Annotated in this window: 28 protein-coding genes and 1 tRNA gene; all 29 read left to right on the top strand. The window is 37.8% G+C overall.

Going from position 1 to position 21,917, the window contains the following annotated elements:
* The 29 genes from comGC to accB all read left to right on the top strand — a co-directional run bounded on the left by comGC (position 1) and on the right by accB (position 21,910).
* The gene (gene comGC, locus G7057_RS11510) at positions 1-294 is read left to right on the top strand and encodes a competence type IV pilus major pilin ComGC (protein ID WP_166163883.1); all 294 of its coding nucleotides are present in this window, start codon (positions 1-3) and stop codon (positions 292-294) included.
* Positions 287-739, top strand: coding sequence for a competence type IV pilus minor pilin ComGD (gene comGD, locus G7057_RS11505; protein ID WP_166163881.1), 453 nt, complete (start codon positions 287-289; stop codon positions 737-739). Before comGC ends, comGD begins: the two co-directional genes overlap by 8 nt.
* Positions 720-1,040, top strand: coding sequence for a type II secretion system protein (locus G7057_RS11500; protein ID WP_166163879.1), 321 nt, complete (start codon positions 720-722; stop codon positions 1,038-1,040). Before comGD ends, G7057_RS11500 begins: the two co-directional genes overlap by 20 nt.
* The gene (comGF, locus tag G7057_RS11495; RefSeq protein WP_166163877.1) at positions 1,018-1,473 is read left to right on the top strand and encodes a competence type IV pilus minor pilin ComGF; all 456 of its coding nucleotides are present in this window, start codon (positions 1,018-1,020) and stop codon (positions 1,471-1,473) included. The genes G7057_RS11500 and comGF overlap by 23 nt, the downstream gene beginning before the upstream one ends.
* On the top strand, positions 1,454-1,771 hold the full coding sequence (locus G7057_RS11490; RefSeq protein ID WP_166163875.1) for a hypothetical protein: 318 nt from the start codon (positions 1,454-1,456) through the stop codon (positions 1,769-1,771). Before comGF ends, G7057_RS11490 begins: the two co-directional genes overlap by 20 nt.
* Before the next feature lie 141 nt (positions 1,772-1,912).
* Positions 1,913-2,974 (top strand): M24 family metallopeptidase, encoded by a 1,062-nt coding sequence (locus G7057_RS11485; protein WP_166163873.1) that lies wholly within the window; start codon positions 1,913-1,915, stop codon positions 2,972-2,974.
* Positions 2,975-3,040: 66 nt separating this feature from the next.
* A complete protein-coding gene (efp, locus tag G7057_RS11480) occupies positions 3,041-3,598 on the top strand; it encodes an elongation factor P (protein WP_166163871.1) in 558 nt (185 codons plus the stop codon).
* A gap of 30 nt (positions 3,599-3,628) precedes the next feature.
* A complete protein-coding gene (locus G7057_RS11475; RefSeq protein ID WP_166163869.1) occupies positions 3,629-4,045 on the top strand; it encodes an Asp23/Gls24 family envelope stress response protein in 417 nt (138 codons plus the stop codon).
* Between the two features lie 3 nt (positions 4,046-4,048).
* Positions 4,049-4,498 carry a transcription antitermination factor NusB gene (nusB, locus tag G7057_RS11470; RefSeq protein ID WP_166163867.1) on the top strand — a complete coding sequence of 150 codons (450 nt, stop codon included), beginning with the start codon at positions 4,049-4,051 and terminating at the stop codon, positions 4,496-4,498.
* A gap of 110 nt (positions 4,499-4,608) precedes the next feature.
* Entirely contained in the window at positions 4,609-5,457 is an 849-nt protein-coding gene (locus tag G7057_RS11465) for a bifunctional methylenetetrahydrofolate dehydrogenase/methenyltetrahydrofolate cyclohydrolase (RefSeq protein WP_166163865.1), read from the top strand.
* Positions 5,458-5,466: 9 nt separating this feature from the next.
* The gene (gene xseA, locus G7057_RS11460) at positions 5,467-6,807 is read left to right on the top strand and encodes an exodeoxyribonuclease VII large subunit (RefSeq protein WP_166163863.1); all 1,341 of its coding nucleotides are present in this window, start codon (positions 5,467-5,469) and stop codon (positions 6,805-6,807) included.
* Positions 6,800-7,033, top strand: coding sequence for an exodeoxyribonuclease VII small subunit (locus G7057_RS11455; protein WP_076765889.1), 234 nt, complete (start codon positions 6,800-6,802; stop codon positions 7,031-7,033). Before xseA ends, G7057_RS11455 begins: the two co-directional genes overlap by 8 nt.
* Before the next feature lie 15 nt (positions 7,034-7,048).
* Complete coding sequence (locus G7057_RS11450; RefSeq protein ID WP_166163861.1) at positions 7,049-7,960, top strand: polyprenyl synthetase family protein; 912 nt, start codon at positions 7,049-7,051, stop codon at positions 7,958-7,960.
* 1 nt (position 7,961) lies between these two features.
* Entirely contained in the window at positions 7,962-8,798 is an 837-nt protein-coding gene (locus tag G7057_RS11445) for a TlyA family RNA methyltransferase (RefSeq protein ID WP_166163859.1), read from the top strand.
* 21 nt (positions 8,799-8,819) lie between these two features.
* Positions 8,820-10,499, top strand: a complete 1,680-nt coding sequence (gene recN / locus G7057_RS11440) for a DNA repair protein RecN (protein ID WP_166163857.1) — start codon at positions 8,820-8,822, stop codon at positions 10,497-10,499.
* Between the two features lie 22 nt (positions 10,500-10,521).
* Complete coding sequence (locus G7057_RS11435; protein WP_166163855.1) at positions 10,522-11,256, top strand: glycerophosphodiester phosphodiesterase family protein; 735 nt, start codon at positions 10,522-10,524, stop codon at positions 11,254-11,256.
* Positions 11,249-12,184: a tRNA (adenosine(37)-N6)-dimethylallyltransferase MiaA gene (gene miaA, locus G7057_RS11430; RefSeq protein WP_227004603.1), complete on the top strand. Its 936-nt coding sequence runs from the start codon at positions 11,249-11,251 to the stop codon at positions 12,182-12,184. Before G7057_RS11435 ends, miaA begins: the two co-directional genes overlap by 8 nt.
* On the top strand, positions 12,185-13,438 hold the full coding sequence (gene hflX / locus G7057_RS11425; protein ID WP_166163853.1) for a GTPase HflX: 1,254 nt from the start codon (positions 12,185-12,187) through the stop codon (positions 13,436-13,438). It abuts the gene before it with no gap.
* On the top strand, positions 13,431-14,666 hold the full coding sequence (locus tag G7057_RS11420; protein ID WP_166163851.1) for a methionine gamma-lyase family protein: 1,236 nt from the start codon (positions 13,431-13,433) through the stop codon (positions 14,664-14,666). Before hflX ends, G7057_RS11420 begins: the two co-directional genes overlap by 8 nt.
* Before the next feature lie 118 nt (positions 14,667-14,784).
* Positions 14,785-14,858, top strand: a tRNA-Arg gene (locus tag G7057_RS11415).
* 351 nt (positions 14,859-15,209) lie between these two features.
* The gene (locus G7057_RS11410) at positions 15,210-15,551 is read left to right on the top strand and encodes a DUF2187 family protein (RefSeq protein WP_166163849.1); all 342 of its coding nucleotides are present in this window, start codon (positions 15,210-15,212) and stop codon (positions 15,549-15,551) included.
* Between the two features lie 236 nt (positions 15,552-15,787).
* Positions 15,788-16,246 (top strand): fatty acid biosynthesis transcriptional regulator FabT, encoded by a 459-nt coding sequence (gene fabT / locus G7057_RS11405; RefSeq protein WP_166163848.1) that lies wholly within the window; start codon positions 15,788-15,790, stop codon positions 16,244-16,246.
* 5 nt (positions 16,247-16,251) lie between these two features.
* Positions 16,252-17,235: a beta-ketoacyl-ACP synthase III gene (locus G7057_RS11400; protein WP_166163846.1), complete on the top strand. Its 984-nt coding sequence runs from the start codon at positions 16,252-16,254 to the stop codon at positions 17,233-17,235.
* Positions 17,236-17,276: 41 nt separating this feature from the next.
* Positions 17,277-17,501, top strand: a complete 225-nt coding sequence (locus G7057_RS11395; RefSeq protein WP_076765911.1) for an acyl carrier protein — start codon at positions 17,277-17,279, stop codon at positions 17,499-17,501.
* A 28-nt stretch (positions 17,502-17,529) separates the two neighbouring features.
* Positions 17,530-18,486 carry an enoyl-[acyl-carrier-protein] reductase FabK gene (gene fabK, locus G7057_RS11390; RefSeq protein ID WP_166163845.1) on the top strand — a complete coding sequence of 319 codons (957 nt, stop codon included), beginning with the start codon at positions 17,530-17,532 and terminating at the stop codon, positions 18,484-18,486.
* A gap of 18 nt (positions 18,487-18,504) precedes the next feature.
* Complete coding sequence (fabD, locus tag G7057_RS11385; protein WP_166163844.1) at positions 18,505-19,431, top strand: ACP S-malonyltransferase; 927 nt, start codon at positions 18,505-18,507, stop codon at positions 19,429-19,431.
* A gap of 27 nt (positions 19,432-19,458) precedes the next feature.
* Positions 19,459-20,190, top strand: coding sequence for a 3-oxoacyl-[acyl-carrier-protein] reductase (gene fabG, locus G7057_RS11380; protein ID WP_076765917.1), 732 nt, complete (start codon positions 19,459-19,461; stop codon positions 20,188-20,190).
* A gap of 11 nt (positions 20,191-20,201) precedes the next feature.
* A complete protein-coding gene (fabF, locus tag G7057_RS11375) occupies positions 20,202-21,443 on the top strand; it encodes a beta-ketoacyl-ACP synthase II (RefSeq protein ID WP_166163842.1) in 1,242 nt (413 codons plus the stop codon).
* Positions 21,443-21,910, top strand: a complete 468-nt coding sequence (gene accB / locus G7057_RS11370; protein ID WP_166163841.1) for an acetyl-CoA carboxylase biotin carboxyl carrier protein — start codon at positions 21,443-21,445, stop codon at positions 21,908-21,910. Before fabF ends, accB begins: the two co-directional genes overlap by 1 nt.
* The last annotated feature ends 7 nt before the right edge of the window (positions 21,911-21,917 follow it).

Here is a 21,917-nt window from a genome sequence, read left to right as displayed (position 1 = left end):
ATGAAAAAATTAATAAAATGTAATAACAAACATGCGTTCACTCTTGTAGAAATGTTGATTGTCCTCTTGATTATTTCTGTTCTTAGCTTGCTCATTATCCCTAATCTCAATGAAACTTCTAGTAAAGTAAACAAAGATGGCATGGTGGCGCTAGAGCAATTAATTATTTCCCAACTAGATCTCTACGAACTTCGTGAAGGCACAAGGCCATCTATACAAAAATTGGCTGAGGACAAGTATATTACCGACGCTCAGCTGAATAAAGCGATTGACTGGGGAATAATAGTTGAATAGTAAGTGGCAATCAGGATTTAGTTTACTTGAATCCTTGATTGTCCTCATGGTGACATCCCTTATATTTCTGCTGTCTTCTACAACTGCTAATCATCAAAGTAACAACGTAGAGCTTCGCTATTTCGTCAATCATTTTTTAACAGAGTTAGAGAAGGCTCAAAACTATGCGGTTATTCAGAATAAAGCCGTAAAAGTTGAAATAATAACGATCAGTGGCAACACGACAATTCAATTCTTTACGGCTTCTCCTGATTACCATTTTAAAAAGGAACGCTTAGTTTTACCGACAGGTGTTCGAGCTGATAGGGACCAGTCATTTTGGGTGAAAGGAGACACAGGCTATATTCAACCAACTACCATTTATTTTTCAAACAGTCAAAATGCTTACAAAATTACTATCCAAATGGGGATGGGGAGGTATCGTGTTGAAGAAATTAAACGATAAGCGAGGATCAATTCTCTATGAGAGTTTGATTGCGATGATGATTGTTAGTTTAATAACGACCATCCTTTTGCCTGCTATCATCGGTATGATGTCTGGAGTAAATGATGATAAGGAAGAAGTTGAAATATGGCGTTTTTGTTATGACAGCTTAATAGAAGCATCTATAGATGACCAAGTAACTGGAACGACTAGTCGATTATCCGATAATCTCCAACTAACAGCTTCTATAGCAAAAACAAAAGTAACTATTTATTGTCAATCAGTGAAAGGAAGTCGTTATGAAACGATTTATCTTGAGTAGGAATAGCAGAGGCTTTAGTTTGGTAGAAAGTCTGCTGGCTTTGTTTATCAATAGTTTAGTTTTGATATTACTAGGTCATGTATTTAGTAGCTTACAACTCATTCAAACAACACTTCATAGTGATAAAAATATAGAGTGGCATTTATTTTTAAATCAGGTTGAAAATGACATAAACACTAAAACATTAACTAAAAAAAGAGAACATGAACTGACGTTTTTAGAGAAGAAGTCAACTGATGTCATTAGTTATGAGTGGCGTAATAGCGAAGTCGTTCGGACTAAAAATAGTAGTGGTTATGTTCCGATGATTAGTAAATTAAAATCGGTCAGGTATGATGATAAATCATCCAACCAGCTTGTCGGTGTCAGAATTAATTTTATTAACGGTCAAATATTAGAAGGGACGATTAAAGTTGAACCTCATAACGAATAAGAGAGGGTCGATTCTACCACTATTGTTAGTGGGTTTGTTTTTAACACAGCTTTGCTTTTTTAGTGTTTGCTATATTTATAAGAATCAAGCAGAAACCTACCAACTATTAAAAGAACATTACCAATCACAAAGTATGCTATTGATGACTGAGCAATTTATTAAAGAAGGTGAAAAGGAAAACGTCTATTCTTATAATATTGGTGACGTATCTGTTAGCTATGAAAGAGACCGAATCATTTTGACTAGCTGTTTGAACACAGGTTATCAGGGAAATTTAATCATCACAATTGAGGAATGAGCTGTTTTTCAAACAGCTCATTTTTAATTATGAAAAAACTTGCTCGCTATTTTCATAATTTTTACCTCACAGCTTAATTATTTGCTATAATAGGATAGGATTATGTCATTTTACGTTTAAACTTGAAAGGAAGTAGATGAAGTGAGTAGACTTTCAAACATACAAAAAGCCTTAAAAGAAGAAAATTTGGATGCTATTTTAGTAACTAGCCCATATAATTTGAGATATGTTTCTAATTTTACAGGTACAACAGGATTAGCAGTCATTACACAAGAGAAAGGTTTTTTTGTCACTGACTTCCGTTATACACGTCAAGCTGGCGAACAAGCTGATGATTATGAAGTTGTTCAAAATCGTGGACCAATCTATCATGAAGTCAAACGTATTGTAGAAGAAAATAAGATTGAGCAATTAGGCTTTGAAGATGCTTATGTTTCTTTTAGAAACTACGATGAATTGGAAGGTTTATTAGATGCTGACCTTGTTCCAATTAGCGGCTTGATTGAAGAGCTACGTGAAGTTAAAGATGAGGAAGAAATTGCAACAATCAAAAAAGCATGTGAAATTGCAGATGCTGGTTTCAAGTATATCCTTGATTACATTAAACCAGGTGTGTCAGAAATTGAGATTGCGAATCGGTTAGACTTCCATATGCGTGAACTTGGCGCAACAAGCGTTTCCTTTGATACAATCGTTGCAAGTGGTTACCGCTCAGCAATGCCACACGGCGTAGCTAGTGAAAAACTGATTGAACAAGGTGATTTTGTCACACTTGATTTTGGGTGCTACTACAATGGTTATGTGTCTGATATGACAAGAACGGTTTCTGTCGGTGAACCTGATCCAAAATTGAAAGAAATCTACGATGTTGTTTTACAAGCACAACTTAAAGTAAATGAAGCAGCTAAACCAGGTATGACTGGTATCGAAGTCGATAGTATCGCAAGAGACTACATTACTGAAAAAGGTTACGGTGAATACTTTGGTCATTCTAATGGGCACGGTATTGGGCTAGAAATTCACGAAGGTCCAAACACCTCTCAAAAATCACCAAAAGTTCTTGTTGAAAATAATGTCATTACTAACGAGCCAGGTATCTATATTGATGGATTAGGTGGCGTACGTATTGAAGATGATTTATTATTAACAAAAAATGGGAATGAAGTATTAACTTTTTCACCAAAAGAACTGATAATTCTCTAATAAAATGGCAACTAAAGCCAACAATATGGTAAACTAAAGCAAAAGTATCGCTCAGGAGGAAATAGAATGATTTCAGTAAACGATTTTAAAACAGGACTAACAGTTGAAATAGATGGCGGACTATGGCGCATTATGGATTTTCAACATGTTAAACCAGGAAAAGGTGCAGCTTTTGTACGTTCAAAATTAAGAAACCTACGTACTGGTGCTGTTCAAGAAAAAACATTCCGTTCAAATGAAAAAGTAGGTCGTGCACACATCTCTAACAGAAAAATGCAATACCTATATGCAAGTGGAGATGCTCATGTCTTCATGGATATGGACAACTACGAGCAAGTTGAATTAAACGAAGCTCAAATTGAAGAAGAACTAAAATACCTAAAAGAAAACATGGAAGTTCATTTAATTATGTACGGAGATGAAACATTAGGTGTTGAATTACCAAATACGGTAACATTAACTGTATCTGAAACAGAGCCTGGTATTAAGGGTGATACTGCTTCAGGTGGATCAAAACCTGCAACAATGGAAACAGGTTTAGTTATTAACGTCCCATTCTTCGTTAATGCTGGAGATCAACTTATCGTAAATACATCTGAAGGATCTTATGTATCACGCGCGTAAGCTACCAGAATAAAAGAGGAGGTAATCAAGATGGATGAAGCAAACATCTCGATTAGAGAAAAAAATGCATCTTTAGGAAAAATTGAAATTGCGCCCGAAGTAATAGAAGTCATTTCAGGTGTTGCAACTCATGAAGTAGAAGGCGTATATGCCATGCAAGGATCATTTAAAAGTGGTGTAAATGAATTGTTAGGCCGTTCTGCTCACAATAAAGGTGTTCATCTTGAAATGGATGAAAATGGCCTGTCTGTAGACATTTATTGCTATATTAAATACGGCGCATCCGTTCCTAAAGTAGCTATGGAAATCCAACAAAAAGTAAAAGAACAAATTTTATTTATGAGTGATTTAGAAGTCAGCATGGTAAATGTTCATGTTGTTGGATTAGTAACTCCAAAGGGAATGGAAAAACAAGAGCCGTTAACCGAGAAAGAAGCGGGTGAATAATCTGTGACTTTCCCAACACTTAATCGTCATCAAGTAAGGGAAAAGGCGCTTCAAGCGATTTTTCAACTAAAATCTAATGACGAGTTAGATATCGATACAGCTATTGAAATGGCAAGACTGAGTGATTATGAAAAACAATATGATACACATGGCTGGCCTGAAGAACCTTATTTGTATCGATTAGTAGAAGGCGTTTTGACAAATCAGGATCCTATTAACGAAAAAATCCGTCCTTATTTGAAAAAATGGACATTAGAACGGTTACCTAGAACGGATGTTATCATCTTACAACTCGCAGTTTTTGAAATGTTATTTGTTGATGAAGCGGATGTTCCAAGCCGTGTTGCATTAAACGAAGCCATCGAGTTAGCTAAAGAGTATTGTGATGACAGTTCTCGTAAGTTTATCAATGGTGTGTTATCGAATTTAATGACCCATACAGAAAATCCTTAATGAGTATTCATTAAGGATTTTTTATTGATTGGGGATTCTTTTTCATACTGATTTTTAAAGTCAGTTGATTATGGTAAAATGAAAGGAAATAATATAAAAGGAATGATGATATGGATACGCAACTACTTGATGGAAAAAAATTAGCACAAAAAATGCAAGCTGAGATGAAAGAACGTGTCTCACTTTTGAAAGAAAAAGGAATCATTCCAGGCTTAACGGTTATTCTAGTAGGTGAAGACAAAGCAAGCCAAGTTTATGTTAGAAATAAAGAAAGACAAGCCAAACAGGCAGGAATTAACTCTCAAGTGATTCGTTTACCAGAAGAAACCTCTCAGGTAGACTTAATTAAACAAGTTGAACAATTAAACCAAGATTCAACGGTGCATGGGATATTAGTACAGTTACCATTGCCAAAGCATATTGATGAACAAACCGTTTTATTATCCATTGCCTATGAAAAAGATGTGGATGGCTTCCATCCAATGAATATGGGGAATTTCTTCCTTGGAAATGATGGCGCATTACCGTGTACGCCTTATGGCATTATGAAATTATTAGCAGAATATGATATTTCTTTAGAGGGCAAGCGCGCTGTAGTTATTGGACGTAGTAATATTGTAGGTAAACCGATGGCGGTTATGCTGATGAACGAACATGCAACGGTAACGATTGCTCACTCACGGACACAAGACTTAAAAGCTTTAGCAAAACAAGCTGATATTCTCGTTGTTGCGATTGGACGCGGACATTTTATTACCGGCGACGATATTAAAGAAGGTGCCGTTGTCGTTGACGTAGGAATGAACCGTAACGATGAAGGTAAATTAATTGGTGATGTTGACACAGAATCAGTTAAAGGTATCGCTAGCTATGTAACACCTGTTCCAGGTGGTGTAGGTCCAATGACGATTACTATGCTATTAGACCAAACGATTCAAAAAGCGGAAGAATTAAACTGAGGTGAGTAAGTGACAACGCAGTATTTAACAGTTACCGCATTAACAAAATACATCAAGCGAAAATTTGATGCTGACCCTCATCTTGATCGTGTTTTTTTAACGGGTGAAGTTTCGAACTACCGTAAACGACCAAGACATCAGTATTTTAGTATTAAGGATGATCATTCATTAATACAAGCGGTGATGTACCAAAGAGAATTTAATCAATTAAAATTTAATCTACAAGATGGTATGAAAGTCCTACTTATTGGTCGAGTAAATGTCTATGAACCAAGCGGGAGTTACAATATCGTTATTGAGCATATGGAACCAGATGGTATTGGCGCTCTGTATCAAGCTTATACAGAATTAAAAGACAAACTATCTAAGGAAGGGTTGTTTTCACGGACAAAACGCCCATTGCCAGCTTATCCCAAAAAAATAGCGGTAGTAACAAGTCCGAGCGGTGCTGTTATCCGCGATATTATGACCACCATTAAAAGGCGCTATCCGATTGCACAAATTGAACTATATCCAACGGTTGTTCAAGGCAAAGGGTCTGTTCAAAGCATTGTTGAGAATCTAAAACAAATTAACCGACAAGATGACATTGATGTAGCGATTATTGGCCGGGGTGGTGGCTCCATTGAAGATTTGTGGTCGTTCAATGAAGAAGCGGTCATCAGGCAAATTGTAGAGATGAACATGCCGATTATATCCTCCGTGGGTCACGAGACGGATACCACTTTGTCAGATTTAGCAGCAGATATTCGAGCAGCGACACCAACTGCTGCAGCTGAATTATCTGTCCCTGTTTTAGCAGACCTTATTCAAGGCATTCAACAGTCTGAACAACGCTTATACCGTGCTTTAAAAAATAAACTGGCGGTTCGACAAGAAACACTGAATCGTTTAATGCATTCTTATGTTTTTCGTCAACCAAACCGTCTGTACGAAGGACATTTACAGAAGCTAGATCAGCTGTCGACACAATTACAGCAGCAAACACAGCAACATTATCAAAATAAATCTCGTCAGTTTGAACAACTAGATGCACGACTACGAGCTGCAAGTCCTAGAACGCAATTGGTACTTGCCCAACGCTCATTTGAAAACTTAGATAAACTACGAATAGCTAGCATGACACGCTATATGGATCAAAAGAAACGTGACTTTAGTCAAGTCATTGAGTCACTAGACTTGTTAAGCCCCTTAAAAATTATGGCCAGAGGCTATTCTTATACAACCCTAGATCAAACAATTGTAAAGTCGGTTCAACAGTTGGCGTTATCTAAGACGATTGACGTGCACTTACAAGATGGGATTGTACGTGCCGAAGTAATAGATATTCAGGAGGAACACCATGAGTGAAATAAACATTGAGTCATTGACATTTGAACAAGCCATGAAAGAATTGGAAACAATTGTAACAAGCTTGGAATCAGGAGATGTGGCGTTAGAAGATGCGTTAAAACAATTTCAAGAAGGCATGGCATTGAGTAAACACTGCCAAGATACTCTTAATCATGCCGAACGAACATTAACAAAAATGATCGCTCCAGATGGCAGTGTTCAAGAGTTTGACGTAACTGAATAAGGAGTCAAAAACAAAATGAAAAAAGAGTTACTATTAGTTGAAGAAATGGCTTCTTTTGAGAACTATCTCATTGAAGCAGTAAAAAAATATGCCCATACATCAGAGGAATTACTTGAGGCGATGACGTATTCATTGTCAACCGGTGGCAAACGGTTCCGCCCTTTGTTACTTTTGGCAGCAGTAAAGTTAGGAAAAGGATCAATGATTGATGCGTTTCCAGTGGCTGCAGCACTAGAGTGGATCCATACTTACTCATTAATCCATGATGATCTACCAGCGATGGATAATGATGATTATCGACGTGGCAAGTTGACAACCCATAAGGCTTTTAGCGAAGCAACAGCTATTTTAGCAGGCGATGCGCTGTTAACAGCTGCGTTTAATATTATTTTGGACCAAGAGGATATCCCTGCTAACAAGCGCGTACAACTTGCGAAAAGTTTAGGTGAAGCATCTGGCGCAAATGGCATGGTCGCAGGACAAATGGCAGACATTCAAGGCGAGAGCGCATCATTAACGTTTGACGATGTTGTCGCTATTCATAAGAAGAAAACAGGAGCTTTAATTGAATTCGCTGTTTTAGCTGGAAGTTTGATTGCAGACATGAGTGTTAATGCCAGTGTGTCGCTTCATAAATATGCAGAACACCTTGGGTTGGCTTACCAAATTCACAACGACTTAAAGGATGTTGTTTTAACAGAAGACGAATCTGGAAAGCAAGCCAATCGTGATCAAGAGCTTGGTAAAAACACTTATCCATCCTTATTAGGACTAGAAGGTGCCATTCAGAAACTTGACGATGAAATTGCGGAAGCAGAAAAGCAAATTGAGCTGATTAGACAATCAGATGATACCAAATTGAATTTAGCGTTATTAGACGTATTTATCGAGTTACTAGAATTTGTTAAGCTCGACCAAGGAGTTTAGAATGGAAAAAGAACGATTAGACTTACTTGTTGTCCAACAAGGATTAGCAGAAACACGAGAAAAAGCAAAACGGATGATTATGGCCGGTCAAATTTATGATGAAAATAATCAACGCTATGATAAGGCAGGCGAAAAAGTAAAAACAAGTCTCTCTTTACATGTTAAAGGTGAGCGCTTGAAATATGTAAGCCGAGGTGGCTTGAAACTTGAGAAAGCCTTAAAGGAATTTTCAATTTCTTTAGAAGATAAAGTCGTTTTAGATATTGGCTCTTCAACAGGTGGCTTTACCGATGTTTCACTACAAAGCGGTGCTAGCCATTGTTATGCTTTAGATGTCGGTACGAACCAATTGGACTGGAAGTTAAGAAATGACGACCGTGTTACTGTTATGGAAAAAACAAATTTCCGCCACAGTAAACCGGAAGATTTCACGGAAGGGCAGGTTCTTTTTGCTTGTATGGATGTGTCTTTTATTTCTTTGAAGCTTATTTGGCCAGTTTTAAAAACGGTTTTAGCAGCGAATGGAGAAGCTGTTGCCTTAATTAAACCGCAATTCGAAGCGGGTAAAGATAAAGTAGGTAAAAAAGGAATCGTCGCTGATCCACAAATCCATAAAGATGTCATTGAAGATATGTTAGCTTTTGCTTGTGAAACAGGATTTAATGTTTTGAATCTATCTTATTCACCAATCACAGGGGGTACGGGAAACATTGAATTTCTTGTTCACTTGCAGTCAGCTTCAGAAGAAAAAGGAGCAATTGCTGATCATGTCTCTGTGACTGATGTCATTAAAGAGGCTCATAGCCAATTAAAAAATAAAACCATTACACTCCGATAATGAACAAGAAGGAGAAAACCTATGCTTCAAGAATTATCCATTAAAAATTTTGCTATTATCGATAGCCTTAGAATTGGATTCGAAGGCGGTATGACGGTTCTAACAGGTGAAACGGGAGCAGGTAAATCCATTATTATTGATGCTGTTGGATTGTTAGCGGGTGGACGAGGATCAACTGACTTAATTCGTCATGGTGAAGATAAAACCGTCTTACAAGGTTTGTTTACTTTTCCAAAATCAAATAATTTGAAAGAACGACTAGAGACGTATGGGATTGATTATGATGACGACCAAATTTTATTGCAAAGAGAATTATCTCGTAATGGCAAAAATGTGGCCCGTGTTAATGGAAGTATCGTAACGGTTTCTATTTTACGTGAGATTGCCAGCCATTTAATTGATATTCATGGCCAAAACGAGCATCAAGAACTCATGAATGCCCAAAATCACCTTTATTTGTTGGACCAATTTGCTGATGAGCTGACTAAAAAACAGTTGCTACGTTACCAAGCGGATTACGATGCTTATAAACAGGCTAAAGAAGAACTGGAACGTTTGCAATCAGACGAGCAGGAAAATATTCAACGGATTGATCTACTGACCTTTCAAATTGATGAAATCGAACAAGCGAAGCTTATTGATAATGAAGAAGACAGTTTACTAGAAGAACGCAGTTTACTGGCAAACTATCAACGTATTTTAGAAGGATTAACGAATGCTTATCGGTCACTTCAAGGCGAAGAAGGTAGTGCAGCCATTGATCAGATTGGTTTTGGTATGGAATCACTTGAACGTATTCAAGATTTTAGCCCTGCCTATGCTGGCTTTTATAGCAGCATATCAGAAGCTTATTATCAATTAGAAGATGTGATTGCATCTATTCGAAATGAAGTTGATGATTTAAGCTATGATGAAGGACGGTTGAATGAAATCGAGCTTCGACTAGAAGTTATTCATCAGTTAAAACGAAAATATGGCGCTTCAATCCTAGAAATTAAAGCGTATTATGAAAAGATTGTCTTAGAACTCGATATGATTTCGAATAAAGAAAGCTATATTGCACGTCTAACAAAAGAATTTAACCAAGCTAAAGAAACGGTTGAGAAGACGGGGCAAACATTAAGCACAATGAGGCATAAAGTTGCTAAAAAGCTTGAAGCAGATGTTGAAAAACAGTTAAAAGAACTATATATGGAGAAAGCAACATTTAAGGTTCATTTTAATGAACCGGCTGGAACCATTTATTCAGACGGCTTAGACCAAGTTGAATTCTACATCGCAACAAACGTTGGTGAACCGTTAAAACCATTGACTAAAGTAGCCAGTGGTGGTGAGTTATCACGGATGATGTTAGCCCTAAAAACAATTTTCACTCAAACTCAAGGCATAACTAGTATTATTTTTGATGAGGTAGACACAGGTGTAAGTGGTCGTGTTGCCCAAGCAATCGCTAATAAAATTCATGTTGTTGCTGCTCATTCACAAGTCTTATGTATCAGTCATCTGCCTCAAGTAGCTGCTATGGCAGACCATCATTTTTACATTGAAAAAGAAGTCACTGACAACCGTACGCTGACTCATGTTAATGCGATCAATGAAGATAAACGCACGATGGAAATTGCGCGTATGTTAGCTGGTAGTGATATTACTGAACTGTCAATTGCTCACGCCAAGGAATTACTAGATTTGGCAAAACAATAGATGTAAGAAAGGAGCGGTCACTTTGAAAACCAATGTCATTGCACATAGAGGAAGCAAAGGGACAACTCCCGAGAATACCAAAGCTTCTTTCCTAGAAGCGCTAGCGGTCAAGAGTGATGGCATCGAACTAGATGTCCATTTATCTAAGGATAATAGGCTAGTTGTCATTCACGATGAAACCATCGATCGCACCACAAATGGTAAGGGTGCAGTTGTAGACTATACGCTTGAAGAGCTAAAACAATTTGATGCCGGCAGTTGGTTTGCTGAGTCATTTAAAGAAGAGCGAATCTTAAGCCTAGAAGACGTCTTATTACTTTTATCAGAACGCGAATTTAAGGGCATATTAAATATCGAATTAAAAACTGATCAAAATGAGTACCAAGGCATTGAGAAAATTGTTCTAGACTTAGTAGGCAAGATAAAGCCTGACTTTCGAATTGTTTATTCGAGTTTTAATTATCGTACGCTAGAGCGTCTAACGCAGTTAAATCCCGATGTTGAGTTTGCACTCTTATTTAATGAGAAAAATAAAAATCATAAACAACTTAAAAATGGCATAACAGTTTTAGCATGGCATACCGGATTAAAAACCTTACTCCATATACTGTTCCAAACTCGGTCTATTCCTATACGAGTATGGACGGTAAATCATTCAGCTTTGTTAGCCTTTTGCTTTAGAAAAAAAGTTGATAGTGTCATTACGGATTTTCCTGAAAAGGCATTGCGTATTAGGAGGATCGTGCAAGGTGAATAAAAAAAAGAAAGTTATTGTTATTATGGGCCCCACAGCTGTTGGAAAAACAGCGTTGGGTGTTCAATTAGCTAAACAATACAACGGCGAAGTTATTAATGGAGATTCTCTTCAAGTTTATCGCACACTTGATATTGGAACAGCGAAAGTGACGGAGGAAGAAATGGATGGTGTCGTTCATCATCTGATTGATATTGTCGATCCAGCAGCGCCTTATACGGCAAGTGACTTTAAGGAAGCAGCTGAAGCAGCGATTGAAGCCATTCACCAAAAGGGCAAGCTTCCGATTATTGTTGGAGGATCTGGTTTGTATATTCAAGGCCTGTTAAGTGACTTAACGTTCGGCAATGCAGGTGATGATCTTTTATATCGCGCCCATCTTGAAGAGGAACTAGCTGAAACATCAGCTGAATCAATGTGGAATAAATTGTTGGCGATTGATCCGAAAGCGGCTCAAGCCATTCATCCTAATAATTCTAGACGGGTTATTCGAGCATTAGAAGCGATTCACGTCAGTGGTCAGTTGTTTTCAGATCAAGAGTTAGAGGTCAACGATCGGTACGATAGCTTGCTGATTGCTTTAAACTGTGACCGCGGACTCTTGTATGAACGCATTAACGGTCGCGTTGACAGCATGCTAGAAAAGGGTCTGCTAGAAGAAGCCCGTTTTCTTTATGATTTAGCAGAGAGAGAAAATAACCAAGCCCACAAAGGAATTGGTTATAAAGAGTGGTTCCCATATTTTGATGGACAGATTAGTTTTGACGATGCTAAAGAAGCCGTTAAACAAAACTCAAGACGCTATGCGAAACGTCAGCTAACGTGGTTTAGAAATCGCATGGCAAATGTCCATTGGTTTGATGTTTTTGATCAAAACTATCAGTTAGATGTTAATCAAGTTGTCACACATTTTATAGAAAGGGGTGATTAGTTGGAGACAGCAAAAGAGCAAGAACGCGTTATTCTGGTTTCTGTACAGACACGTCAGTCCGATGACCTATTTGACTATGAACTACAAGAACTAGCGAATTTGACGGAGACTGTTGAAGGGGAAGTTGTAGCCGTTTTAACACAGAAAAAGGATAGTATCGATCCTAGAACCGTTATTGGTAAAGGGAAACTAGAAGAGCTAACCCATTTGGTTGAAGAATTTAACCCACATACGGTTATTTTTGAACAAGAATTATCACCACGTCACCTTAGAAACCTACAAGAGGCGCTTCCGTGTAAAGTGATTGACCGTATTCAATTAATTTTAGATATTTTTGCGATGCGTGCTAAAAGTAAGGAAGGGAAACTACAAGTTTCGCTTGCCCAACTGAATTACCTTTTACCAAGACTAACGGGCCAGGGGGTCAATATGTCGCGTTTAGGTGGGGGAATTGGCACTCGTGGACCAGGTGAGACGAAGCTGGAAACAGACCGCCGTCATATCCATCGCCAGATTACTGAAATCAAAAAAGAATTGGAAGAAACAGAAAAACATCGCCAGCGCTCACGCGAAAAAAGGCAAGCGAGCGGTGTCTTTCAAATTGGTTTGATTGGTTATACCAATGCTGGGAAATCAACTATTTTAAACCGTTTAACGGATGCAGGAACATTTGAAGAAAATCTCTTGTTTGCAACTCTTGATCCATTAACACGAAAAATGGTCTTTCCAAATCAATTCAAAGCAACCTTAACTGATACAGTTGGTTTCGTTCAAAACTTACCAACGCAACTGATTCATGCCTTCCATTCTACTTTGGAAGAAAGTAGGGGCGTTGATTTGTTCCTTCATGTGGTAGATTCATCGCAAGAATTTGTTGACCAACAAGAAGAAACAGTGCTCTCTTTAATAGAAGACTTAAAGATGCAAGAAACGCCGATTATTACGGTTTACAATAAAAAAGATATGATTCACGATAACTTCCAGCCTCATTTACACCCGCATATTGTTATATCAGCCTTAGATGAGAATGATATTGCTAAACTGCAAGACTTTATGTGGAACGAAATTAAGAAGCATTTAGTTGCCTATGAGCGTGAGGTGCCATTGTTAGATGGTGGTAGTTTGTTTAATCAACTTCAACAAGAAACATTCGTTGAAGAAATGGATTTAATAGAAGAAAAGAATGTCTATTTGTTTAAAGGCTACGCAAAAAGACAGTCAAAATGGTTAGGAGATAGTCAAATAAATGAGTAACATTGAAGCAATTGTAGATAAAATTGACAAGCAACTACAACCTGTCTTTAAGCAGGTTCAAGATAATGCTTTGTTTAACCAAAAGAAAGTATTGGATGGTTTTAGAAACTGTAACGTCAGTGATTATCATTTTAATCCAAGTACTGGGTATGGTTACAACGATACAGGCCGAGATACCTTAGAAGAATTGTATGCAGACGTGTTTAAAGCAGAAGCAGCACTTGTGAGACCACAAATTATTTCTGGTACACATGCCATTTCGACCGCCTTATTGGGACTCCTTCGCCCAGGAGATGACTTGTTGTATATCACAGGTCAGCCTTACGATACGTTATTAGATATCGTTGGTGTAACAGGAAACGGAATTGGTTCTTTAATAGAGTATCAAATCGGTTATGACCATGTTGATTTACTAGAAAATGGTGCAGTTGATTTTGATACAGTTGCAGAAAAAATATCAGAAAAAACCAAAATCATTGGTATTCAACGTTCACGTGGTTATGCGAACCGTCCATCATTCACGATTGAAGATATCCGTCAAATGATTGAACGTGTTCGTGAATTAGCACCTCATGCCATCTTCTTTGTCGATAACTGTTATGGTGAATTCGTAGAAAAGATGGAACCAATCGAAGTTGGAGCCGATTTAATTGCAGGATCCTTAATTAAAAACCCAGGTGGCGGTATCGTCAAAATGGGTGGTTATATAGCAGGTAAGGAAGAGTTGATTGAGAAGTGCGCTTACCGTTTGACGACACCCGGTATTGGGCGTGAAGCAGGAGCAACCTTGTATAGTTTATTAGAAATGTACCAAGGGCTATTTTTAGCACCTCACGTTGTTGGAGAAGCGGTTAAGGGAGCAATCTATACAGCAGCACTCTTAGAAGAAGTAGGCGTAGAGTCAACACCAAAATGGAATGACCCTCGTACAGACCTTATTCAAATGGTAGAATTACCATCTAAAGAACAAATGATTGGCTTTGCTCAAGTTATTCAAAAATATTCACCAGTTGATTCAAATGTCACACCTATCCCAGCACCGATGCCAGGATATGAGAGTGAAGTTATTATGGCTGCTGGAACATTTATTCAAGGAGCAAGTATCGAATTATCCGCAGATGGCCCAATTCGTCCACCATACACACTTTACATTCAAGGTGGGTTAACATTCGAACACGTCAAACTAGCTGTTACAGCCGCTGTAGAAGACGTATTTTTCAAAGACTAATGAACTAGGGGAGTCTGAAAAGACTCCCTAAATATTAAAAAAACATTTTAGAAAATCTGTTGACTTTCATTCAAAAATTTCATATAATTATAAATGTTCTGTTAGAGAACACCGTGTTGTCTCAGTAGCTCAGCAGGATAGAGCATTCGCCTTCTAAGCGAACGGTCGGGGGTTCGAATCCCTCCTGAGACGTAAATAGAAAAAGATAGTTTACGAAAAGACCTCCTAATGATAGGGGGTCTTTTGTTATATTGCTCTTTTTTTAATTGCATATAGAAACCCTTTTTCAAAAATACATTTAACTGTTAATTTTGAAAAAAGTAATGCAATTTAATTCAAAAACACTCGATATTAATTCTATAATTAAGAAATCCATTTATAAAGAAGAAGTTACGATAAAACATCACATAAACCTCCTTCCATAACCCTTCACAACATTTTTACCAAAAGGGCTATTAATCCCTAATTTATTAAAAATATGTTATACTTATATTAGAAACTGTGTGGCCACTCATGCACGGAAAGCGAGGAGATCAATTAGATATGGCTAAAAAGATTCCTGAAGAAACAAAAACGATGATTGAGACTCAACTACGAAAGGGTACAAGTAATTCTCGAATTGCGAGTTTACTAGGTGTTTCTTACGAGGATGCCCTAAAGGTTGTAGATACGATTAAAGAGTCGATTAGGCCGGATGTAGGGGATGAGATTCGCTTTACTTTTCGGGACCACAAGATGGTTGGTACAATCCAAAAACTATTGACTAATAGTGCGGTAGTTGAAATCAACTGGGAACAATCATCGGAAGTAATGAAGGACATTTGTGAAGATAAAACAATTGTTAACTTCAAAGATATTGATGAATTTATGAATACAGAAGAGTAAATCAAACCAAGAGAATCCCTTAATTCTCTTGGTTTTTTGTTTTAATAAATTTCTTTAGAATCTTGATATATCAAGATTCTTTTTTTAAGAAAAGGTTAAGAAGAAAAAATATTGGGAAGATTGTTGACAGTTTTTTATTTTTTGTATATAGTTTGGAGGTCAAATGGTTTGATAATCAAACTATTTGGAATTCAAAGTTCTTTCGAGCTAAAATTTTAAAAGGAGGGAGCCATTCTTTGAGTCATTCTATCGAACAAATCAATTCATATTTAGTTTCGATTTTCAACGAAGTTCTTGATATTGAAGAAGATGCATTGCGAACAAGTAATTTTACTGATTTATCAATTAGCGAAATGCATACACTTGAAGCAATCGGTATGTATTCAGAGCATACATCGTCTGAAGTTGCTAAGAAACTGAGTATTACTGCCGGTACCTTGTCCGTTGCTATCAACAGTCTCGTTAAAAAAGACTATGTTGTCAGACAACGTATGGAAAATGATCGCAGGGTTATTAAACTAGGTCTGACTAAAAAAGGTAAGCTTGTCTATCGTCTTCATGAAAAGTTCCATCGTGAAATGGTGAAACGAACAATTGAAGGTATGGATGACGAAGAAGTGGAAGTACTATTACGAGGTTTGAGTAACCTCCACAGTTTCTTATTCGAACTGGTTGAAAGTATTGGGAAAAGGTAATGTAAATGGGAATTAAGATCACAACAACCGGACATTATTTACCGCCACATATTGTGTCAAATCATGACTTAACTGCTTTTCTAGATACAAGCGATGAGTGGATAAAGAAAAGAACAGGCATTTCCCAACGATACATTTCAACTGGAGAAAATACTTCTGAATTAGCAGCGAAAGCCGCTAATGTTATTTTAGAAAAAAGAGGTATCTCTAGCGAAGAAATTGATTTTATTATTTTGGCAACCATGACACCTGATGCATCCAGTCCGTCAACAGCTTGCTTGGTCCAAGAAAAAATTGGTGCCACAAATGCATTCTGTTTCGATATTAATGCAGCTTGTTCAGGATTTGTTTATGCTCTATCAACTGCTTGTCATTTAATGAGAAGTGGGATGTATAAAAAAGGACTTGTCCTTGGGGCAGAAACAATGTCAAAAATTGTAAATTGGGAAGACCGTTCAACGGCTGTTCTATTTGGAGATGGCGCTGGTGGTTTATTACTGGAAGAATCAGAGACAGATCATTTTGTCGCTGAGGACTTACATTCAGATGGCTCACGCTTCATTGCGTTAACTGCTGATGATAAGAAGGTAACTAATCCATTTGCAGCTGCAACCGATGACGTTGTAACAGCAAAGCAGTACTTACAAATGGATGGCAGAGGCATTTTTGACTTTGTAATCCGCAGTGTTCCGAAAACAATTACTGATGTAGTTGCGAAAGGAAATCTAGTTAAAGAAGATATTGACTGGGTGGTTGCCCACCAAGCAAATATTCGTCTACTAGAAGCAATCAGTAAAAAGGTTAAGCTACCCTTATCTAAATTCGCATCAAATATTGCGGAGACAGGTAATACATCTGCAGCAAGCATACCTGTTCTACTCAGCCAAATGGTTGATTCAGGACAAGTGGCAATTGGAGATGGCAGTCACATCTTATTTACTGGTTTTGGTGGTGGCCTCACTTGGGGTTCCATCATTATCAAACTATAAAAAAAATAAAAAAATGCACTTAAAATTTGGAGGAATATAAAATGACATTCGAAAAAATTCAAGCAATTATTGTAGACCAATTGGACAAAGATGAAGCAGAAGTAACATTAACAACTAACTTCCGTGAAGATTTAGACGCAGACAGCTTAGACTTATTCCAAATCATCAACGATATCGAAGATGAATTTGATATTAAAATCGAAAGCGACGAAGGAATCAACACTGTAGAAGACTTAGTAAAATATGTTGATGCACAATTAGCATAATTTTTTAAAGAAGAAAGTGGGCTCATGTATGAAATCTGTTTTATGTGAAATGTTGGGGATTGACTATCCAATCGTACAAGGTGCAATGGCATGGGTTGCCGATGCTGATCTAGCAAGTGCAGTTTCTAACGCCGGTGGCCTTGGTTTAATTGGAACGGGTCATGATACCGTAGATGTTGTCAACCACAAGATTGCTGACATGAAAGCAAAGACTAATCGACCATTTGGTGTAAACATTATGTTATTAAACCAACACGTTGAAGAAGTCGTTGATGCAGTATGTGCTTCTGGTGTAAAAGTTGTTACAACTGGCGCTGGAAGTCCAGGTAAATACATGGACAAGTTTAAGGCTGCTGGAATAAGTGTTATTCCAGTAGTCGCTTCTGTTGCCCTGGCTAGACGTATGGAAAAAGAAGGTGCAGATGCGATTATCGTTGAAGGTATGGAAGCAGGCGGACATATTGGGAAGGCAACAACCATGGCTTTATTGCCTCAAGTGGTTGACGCTGTCAGTGTGCCAGTTATTGCTGCCGGCGGAATCGGTGATGGTAGAGGGATGGCAGCGGCACTTATGCTAGGAGCTGCTGGTATTCAAGTAGGGACACGTTTTGTTGTTGCTCATGAATCAAACGCCCATGCTAACTTTAAACAATCCATTATAAAAGCTAAAGATATCGATACAGTTGTGACTGGTCAAATTACTGGCCATCCTGTGCGTGTATTACGCAACAAACTAACTCGTGAATATTTACAAGCAGAAAAAGAAGAAACTAGTAAAGAACATCCAAACTTTGAACGCTTAGAGAAATTAGCAGAGGGTGCTTTAAAACGTGCCGTTGTTGATGGCGATAAAAACAGTGGTTCAATGATGGCTGGACAAATTGCTGGTCTAATTAAAAAAGAAGAAACATGTAAGGAAATCATCGAAGACTACATGACTGGCTGTCGAGATTCTATCTCAAAGCAAGCAGGTCTGTGGTCATAAAAAAACTGAGGTGAAGATATGTCACTGGCATTTGTTTACAGTGGTCAAGGTGCTCAGTATTTTGGTATGGGTAAAGAGCTGTATGATAATTATGAAATTGTCCGCTCTGTTTTTCAACAAGCAAGTGAAGTTCTTGGCTATGATATGGCTGATCTTTGCTTTGAAGAAAATGAAAACCTCCATTTAACTGAATACACGCAACCAGCAATTCTGACCGTTAGTTATGCGATCGATCAACTTCTTGCTTCAGAAGGTATCCAACCGACACATCTTGCCGGATTGAGCCTTGGAGAATATACAGCACTGGTGAAAGCCAATGCTTTTTCTTTTAATGAGGGGTTGAAATTGGTTGCTAAACGCGGCAAATTTATGACTGAAGCAGCACCAACCGGTACTGGTAAAATGGTTGCTGTCATGAATACTGATCGTGAAATTATAGAAGACGTTTGTCGACAAGCTTCTGAAACAGCTTATGTAGCACCTGCCAACTATAATATGCCAACACAAATTGTGATTGGTGGCGAAGTTGAAGGGGTAGATAAAGCCGTTGCTTTATTAGAAGAAAAAGGTGTGCGTCGAATGATTCCACTTCAAGTGAGTGGCCCATTCCATACTGCCTTATTACATCCAGCTGCTATTAAGCTAGCTGAACTGTTAAAAGATTTAACCATTAACGAGCCAAACTTGCCCGTTATTGGCAATACCATGGCAGATGTCATGACTGGGGATCAAATCCCATACTTATTAGAAAAACAAGTTGAATCAGCGGTTAAATGGGAAGATGCCGTTCAAAAAATGATTTCAATGGGTGTCGATACATTTGTTGAAGTTGGTCCCGGAAAAACATTAAGTAAGTTTATTAAAAAAATCGATAAGCAAGTCACTGTTTATAATGTGGAGGATTTAGCTTCCTTACAAAACACACTTGAAGGACTAAACGCTTAATATCGAGTAAAGAAATGAGGAAATCACTTGGATTTAAAAGGAAAAACGGTTGTTGTAACAGGTAGTTCCCGTGGGATTGGCGAAGCAATTGCTGAAGAGTTTGCAAAACAAGGTGCGAACATTGTTTTAAACGCTAGAAAACCAATTTCAGATGATATGATTCAGAAACTAACCGCTTTTGGTGTAAAAGTTGAAACGATTCTTGGCGATATTAGCGACTTTGAAGTAGCAAAAACAATTATTGAGAAAACAAAAGAGATTTTCGGAAGTGTTGATGTATTAGTTAACAATGCCGGAATTAATAGAGATAAATTATTAATGCGTATGGATGAAGAAGACTTTGATGTGACTTACCAAGTCAACTTAAAAGGCTCTTTTAATACCATTCGTCATGCATTACCAATCATGTTGAAACAACGTTCTGGATCAATTATTAATATTTCAAGTGTTGTCGGTGAAACAGGTAACCCAGGTCAAGCTAATTATGCGGCAAGTAAAGCTGGTATTATTGGTTTAACAAAATCTGTTGCTCGTGAAGCGGCATCAAGAGGGATTACGTGTAATGCTATTACACCTGGTTTTATTGAAACAGATATGACAGCTGCGCTTTCTGAGAAAAATCAAAAAGCTATGCTAGAACAAATTCCATTGAAAAAATTTGGAAAAACAAAAGATATTGCAGAAGCTGCTGTCTTTTTAAGTAAGAGTGACTATATTACGGGCCAAACCATTCGTGTGAATGGCGGCATGTACATGTAAGGAGGAAGCATATGAATCGCGTAGTAATTACAGGTATGGGCGCAATTACGCCATTAGGAAATACGGTAGAAGCATTCTGGGATGGTATTAAGAATGGTAAAAATGGTATCGCACCAATTACAAGATTTGATGCATCAGAAACAGGGATTTCTGTAGCAGCTGAAGTGAAAGATTTCGATCCTAAATTATATATGGACCGTAAAGAATTCAAACGTATGGATCTATACTCACAATATGCCGTTGCAGCTGCTGTTCAAGCAGTAGAAGATGCAAAGTTGAATGTTGAAGAAATCGATGCTAATCGTTTTGGTGTTATTATTGGATCTGGTATCGGCGGATTAAATGAGATGGAATCAGGCATTATTAAAATGCATAACAAGGGACCAAAACGTGTACCACCAATGTTCGTACCAATGACAATTGGTAACATGGCTGCTGGTAATACATCAATTAAAGTAGGCGCTAAAGGAATCAGCTTAGATATCGTTACAGCGTGTGCATCAGCAACAAACTCAATTGGTGAAGCTTACCGCAACATTAAACACGGTTACTCGGATCTTATCTTAGCAGGTGGATCAGAAGGAACGATTTGTGAAATTGGTATTGCAGGATTTGCTGCTCTAACAGCTTTATCTGAAAGTACTGATCCAGACCGCGCATCAATTCCATTTGACAAAGAGCGTAATGGCTTTGTTATGGGTGAAGGAGCAGGAGTTCTTCTTCTAGAAAGTTTAGAACATGCTCAAAAACGTGGCGCAACTATTTTGGCAGAGGTTGTTGGTTATGGTAGCAACTCAGATGCTTATCATATGACAGCTCCATCTGTTGATGGTAGTGGTGCAGGAACAGCAATGAAAATGGCAATTGAAGATGCTGGTATTACAGCTATGGATATTGATTATATCAATGCTCATGGAACAAGCACACCGGCAAATGATTCATCTGAAACAAAAGCAATTAAATATGCTTTAGGTGAAGAAGCTGCTGCTAAAGTTGCTATCTCAAGCTCGAAAAGCATGACAGGTCACTTATTAGGTGCAGCTGGCGGAATCGAATCTGTTGTTTGTGTTAAAGCAATCCAAGATGATTTCCTACCACCAACTATTGGCTTGAAAGAACAAGATGAAAATTGTGACTTAGACTATATTGCTAATACAGGACGCGCGAAAGAAGTACGTTATGCCTTAAATAACTCACTTGGTTTCGGCGGTCACAATGCCGTTTTATGCTTTAAGAAATGGGAGGAAGCGTAGTGGAATTCGAAAATATTAAAGAGCTTGTTTCCTTAATTGATGACTCATCTTTAACAGAATTTGAATATGTTCAAGACGGTACAGCGCTACGCTTATCAAAAAATACAACACCTTCATTTTCTAAAGAAGCAGTCATTGAAACAAAAGTAGAAACAACTGCTACAGAGCAAGTTGCTCCTAAACAAGAAACGGTTGTTGTCAATACAGAATCAACAGTTGTTGCAGCTAAAGAAGGAAAAGTGATTACTTCTCCAATCGTAGGTGTCGTATACTTACAAGCAAATCCTGAGTCAGATGCATATGTTTCTGAGGGAGATCAAGTGAGTGAAGGCCAAGTTGTCTGCTTAGTTGAAGCAATGAAAATTATGAACGAAATTAAATCAGAATACACTGGTAAAGTGGTTGAAATTCTTGTAGAAAACGAATCAATTGTTGAATACAACCAACCATTATTCCGTATTGTCTAAGAAGAGG

The sequence above is a fragment of the Jeotgalibaca arthritidis genome (genome assembly GCF_011100465.1).
Lineage (GTDB): Bacteria > Bacillota > Bacilli > Lactobacillales > Aerococcaceae > Jeotgalibaca > Jeotgalibaca arthritidis.
The sequence above is the reverse complement of the archived record's forward strand: the minus strand, read 5'-3'. Positions and strand labels throughout refer to the sequence as shown.

What these genes read in the sequence shown, in the direction of transcription:
- comGC (WP_166163883.1), top strand. Translation starts at nt 1, where the DNA reads ATGAAAAAATTAATAAAATGTAATAACAAACATGCGTTCACTCTTGTA.
- comGF (WP_166163877.1), top strand. Translation starts at nt 1,018, where the DNA reads ATGAAACGATTTATCTTGAGTAGGAATAGCAGAGGCTTTAGTTTGGTA.
- efp (WP_166163871.1), top strand. Translation starts at nt 3,041, where the DNA reads ATGATTTCAGTAAACGATTTTAAAACAGGACTAACAGTTGAAATAGAT.
- G7057_RS11475 (WP_166163869.1), top strand. Translation starts at nt 3,629, where the DNA reads ATGGATGAAGCAAACATCTCGATTAGAGAAAAAAATGCATCTTTAGGA.
- G7057_RS11465 (WP_166163865.1), top strand. Translation starts at nt 4,609, where the DNA reads ATGGATACGCAACTACTTGATGGAAAAAAATTAGCACAAAAAATGCAA.
- G7057_RS11455 (WP_076765889.1), top strand. Translation starts at nt 6,800, where the DNA reads ATGAGTGAAATAAACATTGAGTCATTGACATTTGAACAAGCCATGAAA.
- G7057_RS11450 (WP_166163861.1), top strand. Translation starts at nt 7,049, where the DNA reads ATGAAAAAAGAGTTACTATTAGTTGAAGAAATGGCTTCTTTTGAGAAC.
- G7057_RS11445 (WP_166163859.1), top strand. Translation starts at nt 7,962, where the DNA reads ATGGAAAAAGAACGATTAGACTTACTTGTTGTCCAACAAGGATTAGCA.
- recN (WP_166163857.1), top strand. Translation starts at nt 8,820, where the DNA reads ATGCTTCAAGAATTATCCATTAAAAATTTTGCTATTATCGATAGCCTT.
- G7057_RS11420 (WP_166163851.1), top strand. Translation starts at nt 13,431, where the DNA reads ATGAGTAACATTGAAGCAATTGTAGATAAAATTGACAAGCAACTACAA.
- G7057_RS11410 (WP_166163849.1), top strand. Translation starts at nt 15,210, where the DNA reads ATGGCTAAAAAGATTCCTGAAGAAACAAAAACGATGATTGAGACTCAA.
- G7057_RS11400 (WP_166163846.1), top strand. Translation starts at nt 16,252, where the DNA reads ATGGGAATTAAGATCACAACAACCGGACATTATTTACCGCCACATATT.
- G7057_RS11395 (WP_076765911.1), top strand. Translation starts at nt 17,277, where the DNA reads ATGACATTCGAAAAAATTCAAGCAATTATTGTAGACCAATTGGACAAA.
- fabK (WP_166163845.1), top strand. Translation starts at nt 17,530, where the DNA reads ATGAAATCTGTTTTATGTGAAATGTTGGGGATTGACTATCCAATCGTA.
- fabD (WP_166163844.1), top strand. Translation starts at nt 18,505, where the DNA reads ATGTCACTGGCATTTGTTTACAGTGGTCAAGGTGCTCAGTATTTTGGT.
- fabF (WP_166163842.1), top strand. Translation starts at nt 20,202, where the DNA reads ATGAATCGCGTAGTAATTACAGGTATGGGCGCAATTACGCCATTAGGA.